The sequence below is a fragment of the Actinomycetota bacterium genome, assembly GCA_035765775.1.
Classification (GTDB): Bacteria; Actinomycetota; CADDZG01; order JAHWKV01; family JAOPZY01; genus DASTWV01.
This window is the reverse complement of the sequence record DASTWV010000018.1, coordinates 1-8933: the sequence shown is the minus strand read 5'-3', so window position 1 is coordinate 8933 and position 8933 is coordinate 1. Positions and strand designations below refer to the sequence as shown.

Here is an 8933-nt window from a genome sequence, read left to right as displayed (position 1 = left end):
GTTGCCGTACATATCGCTGCCCTGCACCGTCACCACCGACGGCCCATCCTGGGTGAGCAGTGCCGTGGCAGCGCCCACCGGGCCGGCCCCCACGGTGCCGCTGACACCGTTCTCGATGGCCTTGTCGGCGTTCTGCAGCTGGGTCACGGCGTCGTTCAGGCGCTGCTCCAGCTCGCTGCGGGTGCTGGCGACCTGGTTCTGCAGGTCGGCGAGCCGGCGCTCGTAGGCCACGAAGAACACCACCCCCGAGATGCTTGCCCCCAGGGCAAAGATGAGCAGCCACAGGGCGAGGCCGACCACGGTCCTCGGCAGCAGGTAGCCGACCAGGTCGCCGCGCTCGTCCTTTGGTGGCATTGCGCAGCAGTCTAGTGGTGGACGTCGGGCCCACCCCGGGTATCGTGCTGGGCATGGACGTTATCGAAGCCATCCAGTCCCGCCGCAGCGTGCCCGCCCTGACCGACCAGGTCCCCAGCCGGAACGAGGTCGAGGCCCTCCTCGACGCCGCCGTGATGGCGCCCACGCACCACATGACCCAGCCCTGGCGCTTCGTGGTGGTGCAGGGGGTGGCTCGGGAGGCCATGGGCGCGGTGATGGGCGAGCGGGTGCGCCGGGAACAGGGCGGAGACCCGATGGTGGACTCGAAAGTGGCCGCCGAGGAGGCCCGGCCCCTGCGGGCGCCGGTGATCATCGTGGTGGTGTACACGCCGTCGGACCACCCGAAGGCGGTGGCGATGGAGGACCGCTACTCCGTGGGCGCCGCCATGCAGAACATCCTGCTGGCCGCCCACGACCGGGGGCTGGCGGCGTTCTTGCGCACCGGGCCGGCGGCCCTGGACCCCGATGTCGCCCGCCACCTGGGCCTGGCGGTGGACGGGGAGGCGCCGGAGGAGATCGCCGGGTTCATCTACCTGGGCTACCCGGCGGCGGAGGCCCCGCCCGCCAAGCAGCGGACCGACCCCCGGGAACGGACGGTCTGGCTGGCGTAGCCGGGCTGTTGGCGTAGCCGGCGTTCAGCGCCGCCCGGCCACCACCCGGGTGGCGCCCAGCGAGTCCCGGTGGCTCTTCACGTCCCGGTAGGCGTTGCGCCGCAGCAGGCCCCCCACCCGTCGGGAAAGGTCCGGGCTCACCTCCACCAGCACCCAGCCCCCCCGCCGCAGCCAGTCCGGCGCCTGCTCCACCAGCCGGCGCACCAGGCCGAGGCCGTCGTCCGACTGGTCGGTCAGGGACTCCTCGGGCTCGAATTCCCGGATCTCGGCGGGGAGGTCGGCCAGTTGCTCGCGGGCGACGTAGGGCGGGTGCACGGTCAACACGTCCACACCCCCGGCGAGGTCGCCGGGCAGGTTCGTCAGCACGTCGCTGCGCACGAAGGTGGCATTGGTGATCCTGAGCCGCTTGGCGTTGTCCCGGGCCAACGACAGGGCGGCGGGCGAGATGTCCACGCCCACCACCCGGGCCTTCGGCACCTCGGCGGCCACCGAGAGCGCCACCGGCCCGCTGCCCGTGGCCACATCCACCGCCACCGGCGCCCGGCGCGCCCGCAGGCGCTGAATGGCCATGGCGGCCATCGACTCGCTGGAACTGCGGGGCACGAAGACGCCCCGCCGGGTGCGCAGCTGCAGGCCGCGGAACGTGGTGTGGCCGACGATCAGTGCCGCCGGCTCACCGGCAACCCGGCGCTCGATATAGGCGTCAAAGCGCACCCGGACCTTGGCGGGCACCACTTCGGCGGCATCGGCGGCGTGCCCGAGCGCCTCGGCCAACAGGGTCTCAGCCTCCAGCTTCGCCATGTACGGCCGCCAGAGCTCGATGGCGTCCGAGGAAGCGATGCGGTCGGCTGCGGCGGCGATCAGGTCCCCGGCGGTGTTGGGCTGGGGAATCGCTTCAGTCGCCAAGCACCACCTCGGCCAGCTGCTCCAGCAGCGCAGGGTTGCCGGCGGCCACGATGCGGTCGCCCTCGTTCCACACCGCCCCGCCCGCCGCCTCCACCATCGCCATGCCGGCGCTGATGTCCCACGGCTTGATGTCGGACTCGTAGAGGGCGTCCAGCCGCCCGGCGGCCACCCAGGCGAGATCGAGGGCGAGGCTGCCACCCCGGCGCACGTCCCGCACCCGGGGGATCACCCGCCGGAAGGTGTCGCCCTGGCGTTCCCGGACCTGGGTGCGGTAGGAGAAACCGGTGGCGATGAGGGCTTGGCTCAGGTCCTCCTCCGCGCTCGGGTGCAGGGAGGCGCCGTCGAGGCCGGCGTCGGTGAACATCTCGTCCCGGCTGGGGTCGTACACCACGCCGAGGCGCTCAGCCCCGTCCAGCCCGATCGACACCGACCACATCGGGATCCCGTACACGAAGTTGACGGTGCCGTCGAGGGGGTCGATCACCCAGCGGCACCCGCTGGTGCCCTCGTGCAGCGAACCTTCCTCGGCCAGGATGGCGTCGTCCGGTCGGGCGGCCAGCAACCGGCTCACGATGAGGTGCTCGGTGGCGCGGTCGGCGTCGGTGACCACGTCGGTGGGCGAGGACTTCAGCGACTGGCCGGTGGGGGCCGAGGCCCGCAGCAGCCGGCCGGCCGCCCGGGCGATGCCGACCGCCAGGTCCCGGAGGGCGTCCAGCTCGGTCCCGCTGGGGGGGCTGGGTGTCACGGTGCGCCGGCCCCGTCGCTGAGGAAGGCGAGGATCACCTCACGGCGGGGATTATCGACATTGCCGTCCACCAGGGCGATGCGCTGCCAGGTGCCCAGAGAGACCCGGCCGTCGAACACCGGCAGGGTGAGGGCCGGCGCCAGGAAGGCAGGGAGGAGGTGGTCGGCGCCGTGGCCGGGCGAGCCGTGACGGTGGACGTAGCTGTTGTCCCGGGGAAGCAGGGCATCCAGGCGGGCCCACAGGTCGTCCTCGCTGCCCGAGCCCAGCTCCATGACGACCAGCCCGGCGGTTGCGTGGGGCACCGAGATGCTGACCAGGCCGTCGCCCTCACCCCGGACGAAGGCCTCGACGTCGTCGGTGAGATCGGCGATGGACGGTGAGCTGCCGGTCCTGACCTGCAGGCGGCTGCGCTTCACGGGGACGCAGTCTTGGGGCGGGCGGGCGGCATGCGGCCAGCTTAGGGATTTCTGTGTACACCGGGAGCCATAGAGGACCCCTGAGTGTGCACAGAATTCAAATCCCCCCGAATCGATCAGGGCGCGCGGGCCGCCGGCAGCCGCGCCCCCCAGTTTGCGCGCCGGGTAGTTCGGGAACAATCCGCTGTGAGCGGGCTTGCCGGTCGTATCGTGATCATCCCTACCGCACACGGCCCCCACCCGTGGCGGCGCAAGGAGGTCCTCATGAAGACAGCTAGCGATCCCGAAGTCGCCCCCTACTCGCCGCCCCCCCTGGCTCCAGCTCCGGCGGCCGGATCCCCCGCCCCGGTTACGCCCGCCGAGGTCGCCGGACCGGTCCGAGGCGGCATCTCCGTGGGTTCGATCCTCACCGGAGCGCTGGTGGTAGGCGCTGCCGTGGTGCTGTTCGCGCTCATCGCCCGGGCCAGTGCCACCTATGCCGGCTACCACCCGCGCATCCTGCCCATCGGCGGCGTGCGCGGCACCGGGTTCTGGGTCGCCCTCGGCACCGGAGCCGGCCTCTTCCTGGCGTTCGCCTGGGGCGGGTACACCGCCGGGCGCATGGGCCGCGGGCGGGGCTGGCTGAACGGCCTGCTGGTGGTGCTGGCGGTCGGGGTGTTGTCCGCCATCGGTGCCGGCATGGCGTCGCTCCTACGACCCGGGCCGGGCCTCGACCTGGCCTTCCGGCTCCCCGCCGGCTACCCCAAGACCCACTTCCTCTTCTCGCAGGCCGCGGCCGCCAGCACCGGGGTGCTGCTGGCCCTGGCGGGCGCCCTGGTGGGCGGCATGCTGGGCAGCCGGTGGCACCGGGCCCTCGAGCGCCGGGTGGCCAAGCGGCAGGTGGAGGCGAAGGAGGCCCGGGAGAGCTTCTCCGACCTCCGGGAAGCGCTGACCGCGCCTCTGGAGCCCGGGCCGCTGTCCTCCGCCTACCGGCCGGACCACGCCTACGATCAGGAAGCCGGCGCCACCGCCTGAGGATCCCGCCCGGTCCCCAGCACCAGGTCCTTGAAGCGGTGGTAGCTGAGCGAGCAGGCCAGCAGCACCACGCCCATCCCAATAAACCCCAGCACCCGCTGGCCGGTGCTCAGCGTCCAGAGGTCCATCACCAGCATCTTGGCCACCGTCAGACCCAGCAGGGCCAGTGCCCCGAGGCGGGCCCAGCGCAGGCGGGCACTGAACCCGGCCCCCAGCATCGCCGCAGCTGAGAGACCCCAGATCGCCGAGATGGTGAACTGCATCGGCTGCCAGGCGGCGGCGGTGGGGAGCGGATCGTGGTAGTGGGCGACGGCCTCGGCGGTCATCCAGAGGATCGTCAGGCCGCAGGCGGCCAGGGCGGTCCACGGATGCCAGAAGCGCCGGTCCGGTCCCCCGGCCGCGGCGTCCCGCCCCGAGAGCCAGGCCTCAGCCGCCAGTGCGGCCACGACGCCCAATACCGAGGCGGACGACGGCGAAACCAGCAGGTGCGCCGGGCGGTAAGCCTGGAACAGGAAGCTGAACACCACCAGGCCCCCGGTGCCGGTTACCAGGGTCCCCACCCGGACGCAGTACCGGGTGCGGGTGAGCAGGGCGCCGGCGGCGAAGACCAGGCCCTCGATGCCCCAGGCAAGCCCCAGGGCGAAGTCGTGGAAGCGCAGGGGGACGGCGACGACAGCCGCTGCGGCCCCGAGCCCGTACAGCGCAGACTGCAGGAGCTCGTCGCGGCGGGCGATCGCAGTGGCGATCAGCCCCAGGGCGGTCAGGACCCCGGCCAGCCCGAAGGTGAAGGCCCCGACCCAGGCGGTGTGGTGCGTCTGTACCAGGAGGGCATGCCCCAGGGCGAACGCGGCCAGCGTGTGAGCCGCCAGCAGGTACACGTCCAGGAAGTCGGTCCTGGCCGGCTCCTTCGTACGCAGCGCCCGCACCAACGGGACTGCAGAGAAGAGCACCAGGAAGGCGCCGCAGTACGCCAGGCCCAGCCCGACACTGGCGGTGACCATGCCGACCCCGAAGAGGATCCAGGTCCCCACCCGGGCAATGACGGGCAAGGCCCGCCACCCGGTGCGATGGGCAAAGAGGAGCACGCCGAGGTCGAGGACAGTGACGTACGGGTACAGGGACGCCGCCGCCGGCTGGTGGGTGGCCACCAGGAGGGGGTCCAGGAACCCACCGACCGTCGCCATGATCCCGAGTGCCAGGGAGTCGTAGAGGGCGGCGAGCGCGGCGTTCCCTGCGGTGATCACCACCAGGACCACGAGGGCGACGGGGCTGCTGACCAGGTGGTAGGCGAGGTCCGCCACCAGGATCGACAGGTAGCAGATGGCGATGCCCCCGGCGGTCACCGCCTGGGCAAAGCGCTCCCAGGTCTTGCGCCGAGCCCACCAGCCCCAGGCGACGAAGCCCAGCCCGGCGAGGAACCCCACCACCACGCGCAGAGCCGGGCCGATGAGGCCCCGGTCGATGCCGTACTTGAAGGCGAAGGCCGCCCCCAGCAGGACGGCGAGCACCCCGATCCGGGCCGACCAGGTACCGGCGTACGACGCCTCGGCCTCGGCGCCCTTCAAGGGGACCCGCAGCTGTGGCGGCCGCTCGGCCTGGGGCGGCGGGGCTACCGGCTGGGGAGGCCAGTAGGCCTGACCCGGGGGTTGATCCGCTCGGCGCTGCTTCGCCGTTTGGCCCGGCCGACCTTTGGGCCGGGCGTACTGGTACGGGGCGTACACGTACGCCGGGTAAGGCTGGGGCGGGGGGTACCCCGGCTGCTGCCCCACGACGGGGGCAGGAACCGGTGCTCCAGCGAACGGTGGCGCCGGGAACGGGGGCACGGGGGCAGCCGCCGGCGGTGTGGTGCGGTACAGGATCCCCTTCACCACGCCCAGGTCGTGCTCCAGCCCGGCGACCGCAGTCCGCAGGTCGTCCAGCTCCTTCGCTCCCAAACTGGGACCGCCCTCCGCTCCCATCGTCGCCTCCCGCGCCGCGGACATGAACTCTCCTCGTAGTATCGGTTCGGCGCCGGCCAAACACTAGGTGGAATGGTGCCTATTTCCTCTTTCCGGCTTTGCCCAGTGCTCGTGGGTACTTCTGGTACTGTCGGCGGGTGCCGGCCAACAACCTCACGAGACAGGAGGCGAGGGAGCGGGCCGGCATGCTGTCCGGCATCTCCTACCGGGTGGCGCTCGACCTCTCCGGGGGCGCCGGCGAGGGCGCAGCCACCTACGGGTGCGAGGCCGAGATCCGCTTCAGCTGCGCCACCCCGGGAGCCAGCACGTTCTTGGAGTACCTCGCCCCCTCGGTGTCGCTCCTGGAACTGAACGGCGTCAGCGTGCCGGTGGAGGCCTTCGATGGCGGGCGCATCCACCTGGACGGGTTGAACTCGCTCAACACGCTGCGGGTGGTGGGCACCTCGGCCTTCGAGCGCAGCGGGGTGGGCATGCACCGCTTCGTGGACCCGGTGGACGGGGCTGTGTACTGCTACACCGATTCCGAGCCCTACGACATCCACCGCGTCTTCCCGTGCTTCGACCAGCCGGACCTGAAGGCCAGCCTCGAGATCTCGGTGCAGGCACCGGCGGGATGGCACGTCTCGGCGAACGCCCCCGCCCTGGAGCGCCCCGACCCGGGGGCAGGCGGCCGGTGGATCTTCGAGCCGACCGAGCCGCTGTCGACCTACATCATGGCCGTGGTTGCCGGCGACTACCACGTGGTCGAGGACCGCCACGCGCACATCGCCCTGGCCATCCTGTGCCGGCGCTCACTCGCCGAGTACCTCGACCCCGAGGAGATCTTCGACATCACCAAGGCGGGTCTCGACTTCTACGACGAGACCTTCGCCTACCCGTACCCCTTCCACAAGTACGACCAGGCCTTCGTGCCCGAGTTCAACGCCGGGGCCATGGAGAACGCCGGCATCATCACGTTCTCCGAACGGGCGGTCTTCCGCTCCCGGGTGACCGAGGGCAGCCGGGAGAACCGGGCCGAGACGATCCTGCACGAGATGGCCCACATGTGGTTCGGCGACCTAGTGACCATGCAGTGGTGGGATGACCTGTGGCTCAACGAGAGCTTCGCCACCTTCATGTCCAACCACGCCCTGGTGCACGCCACCCGGTTCACCGGGGCCTGGACAACCTTCTCAGCCGGGTGGAAGACGTGGGCCTACCGCCAGGACCAGCTGCCGTCCACCCACCCGATCGCCGCCGACATGCCCGACATCGATTCAGTGAAGGTGAACTTCGACGGCATCACGTACGCCAAGGGGGCGTCGGTGCTGCGCCAGCTGGTGGCCTGGGTGGGCGAGGACCCGTTCTTCGCCGGAGTGCGCCACTACTTCCGCCGCCACGCCTACGGCAACACCACCCTGGCCGACTTCCTCGGGGCGCTGGAGGAGACCTCGGGGCGGGACCTGGCGGCATGGTCGCAGCAGTGGCTGCAGACCGCGAGCGTCAACACGCTGCGGGGAGCGCCCGACGTCGCCGACGGTCGTTTTTCGGGCTTCGCCGTGCTGCAGGAGGCGCCGGCGGCGTACCCGACGTTGCGCGACCACCGGCTGGCGGTCGGGCTCTACGACGACGAGGGCGGTGCCCTGGTCCGCCGGCGCCGGGCCGAGCTCGATGTGGGCGGGCCCCGCACCCCGGTGCCCGACCTCGCCGGGGAGGCCGTCCCAGCCGTGCTGCTGCTGAACGACGACGACCTGACCTACGCCAAGATCCGCCTTGACCCCGCCACGTTCGCCACGCTCCGGCGGCGCCTGCGCGACCTGGCCGATCCCCTGGCCCGGGCGCTGTGCTGGGCGGCGGCCTGGGACATGGTGCGCGACGGCGAGCTGCCCACCCGGGACTACCTCGCCCTGGTGCTGGCCAACATCGATGGCGAGGAGGGCATCGCCGTGTCCGAGACCCTGCTGGCGCAGGCGGGTTCGGCCGCCCACGTGTACAGCGCCCCCGCCCGACGGGAGGCAGCGGTGGCCTCGCTGGCCGCCGGGGCGTGGGCGCGGGCGGCGGCGGCCGAGCCGGGCAGCGACCGCCAGCTGGTGTGGGTGAAGGCGTACCTCGCCCACGCCCGGTCGGCGGACCACCTGTCGGTGGCGGCGGGATTGCTGGACGGCACCGGCGGGCTGGAAGGGTTGGTGGTGGACACCGAGCTGCGCTGGGCGATCGTGCGGTGCCTGGCGGCGGGGGGCTCGTCCGGAGGCTCCGCCTCGGCCGCGGCGTTGATCGAGGCGGAGGCTGCCCGGGACCCGACCGACGCCGGTGCCCGGCATGCCGCCGCGGCGCGGGCTTCCCGGCCCTCGGCGGCGGCGAAGGAGGAGGCGTGGGGCCGCATCCTGGACCCGGCGACGTCCTTCGCCACCATGCGGGCCACCATCGGCGGCTTCCAGCAGCCCGACCAGGCGGACCTGCTGCGCCCCTACCGGGCCCGCTACTTCGAGCAGGTGCCCGAGTTCTTTGCCCAGCGGAACATGGAGGTGGCCCTTGGCTTCACCAGCGGCATGTACCCGCACGCGCTGGTGGAGGACGAGACGGTGGCGATGACCGATGCCCACCTCGCCGCTGCGGACCCGGCCCCGCCGGTGCGCCGGCTACTGGCGGAGGGCAAGGACGGGGTGCAGCGGGCGATGCGTGCCCGGGCGTGCGACGAGGCGGCTGAGGAAGGCTAGCTGCCGGGGCCGGCTTCGAATCAGGTCGGCTCCGGGCCTGTGGGCTTTCTGTGAGTGTTTAGGGGTGCTGTCAGGCCGTCGCAGAATCACGCCCCATGGAGCGGGCTTCACCCCTCGATGGGTCACATCCGGAGGCTCCTAGGCCGCCACAAGGACATCCCGCCGGAGGATGTTTCTGCGCCCGGTCCCGTGCAAGACGCGCCTGAGCGAGC

At 72.1% G+C, this 8933-nt stretch carries 8 protein-coding genes; 3 read left to right on the top strand and 5 right to left on the bottom strand.

Translation table 11 applies throughout. From position 1 onward, the window contains the following. Window positions 1-354, bottom strand: a 354-nt coding sequence (locus VFW71_03135; GenBank protein HEU5001757.1) for a hypothetical protein, incomplete at its 3' end; no start/stop codon positions are given. 17 nt (window positions 355-371) lie between these two features. On the opposite strand from VFW71_03135, the gene VFW71_03130 reads away from it, so the two are divergent. Further along, a complete protein-coding gene (locus VFW71_03130) occupies window positions 372-986 on the top strand; it encodes a nitroreductase (GenBank protein HEU5001756.1) in 615 nt (204 codons plus the stop codon). Between the two features lie 24 nt (window positions 987-1010). Here VFW71_03130 and VFW71_03125 read toward each other — a convergent pair whose 3' ends face one another. Genes VFW71_03125 through VFW71_03115 form a run of 3 tightly spaced genes read right to left on the bottom strand, consistent with a single transcriptional unit; the run spans window position 1011 to window position 3053 of the window. Continuing rightward, on the bottom strand, window positions 1011-1892 hold the full coding sequence (locus VFW71_03125) for a HemK/PrmC family methyltransferase (GenBank protein ID HEU5001755.1): 882 nt from the start codon (window positions 1890-1892) through the stop codon (window positions 1011-1013). Next, window positions 1882-2637 carry an inositol monophosphatase family protein gene (locus VFW71_03120; GenBank protein ID HEU5001754.1) on the bottom strand — a complete coding sequence of 252 codons (756 nt, stop codon included), beginning with the start codon at window positions 2635-2637 and terminating at the stop codon, window positions 1882-1884. The genes VFW71_03125 and VFW71_03120 overlap by 11 nt, the downstream gene beginning before the upstream one ends. Next, window positions 2634-3053 (bottom strand): secondary thiamine-phosphate synthase enzyme YjbQ, encoded by a 420-nt coding sequence (locus VFW71_03115; GenBank protein ID HEU5001753.1) that lies wholly within the window; start codon window positions 3051-3053, stop codon window positions 2634-2636. The genes VFW71_03120 and VFW71_03115 overlap by 4 nt, the downstream gene beginning before the upstream one ends. 264 nt (window positions 3054-3317) lie before the next feature. Between VFW71_03115 and VFW71_03110 the strand changes: the two genes are divergently transcribed. Further along, on the top strand, window positions 3318-4067 hold the full coding sequence (locus VFW71_03110; GenBank protein HEU5001752.1) for a hypothetical protein: 750 nt from the start codon (window positions 3318-3320) through the stop codon (window positions 4065-4067). On the opposite strand, the gene VFW71_03105 is transcribed toward VFW71_03110, so the two are convergent. Beyond that, the gene (locus VFW71_03105; protein HEU5001751.1) at window positions 4043-6049 is read right to left on the bottom strand and encodes a DUF2339 domain-containing protein; all 2007 of its coding nucleotides are present in this window, start codon (window positions 6047-6049) and stop codon (window positions 4043-4045) included. The genes VFW71_03110 and VFW71_03105 overlap by 25 nt on opposite strands. 113 nt (window positions 6050-6162) lie before the next feature. On the opposite strand from VFW71_03105, the gene pepN reads away from it, so the two are divergent. Beyond that, the gene (gene pepN / locus VFW71_03100) at window positions 6163-8721 is read left to right on the top strand and encodes an aminopeptidase N (protein ID HEU5001750.1); all 2559 of its coding nucleotides are present in this window, start codon (window positions 6163-6165) and stop codon (window positions 8719-8721) included. Window positions 8722-8933 lie beyond the last annotated feature (212 nt).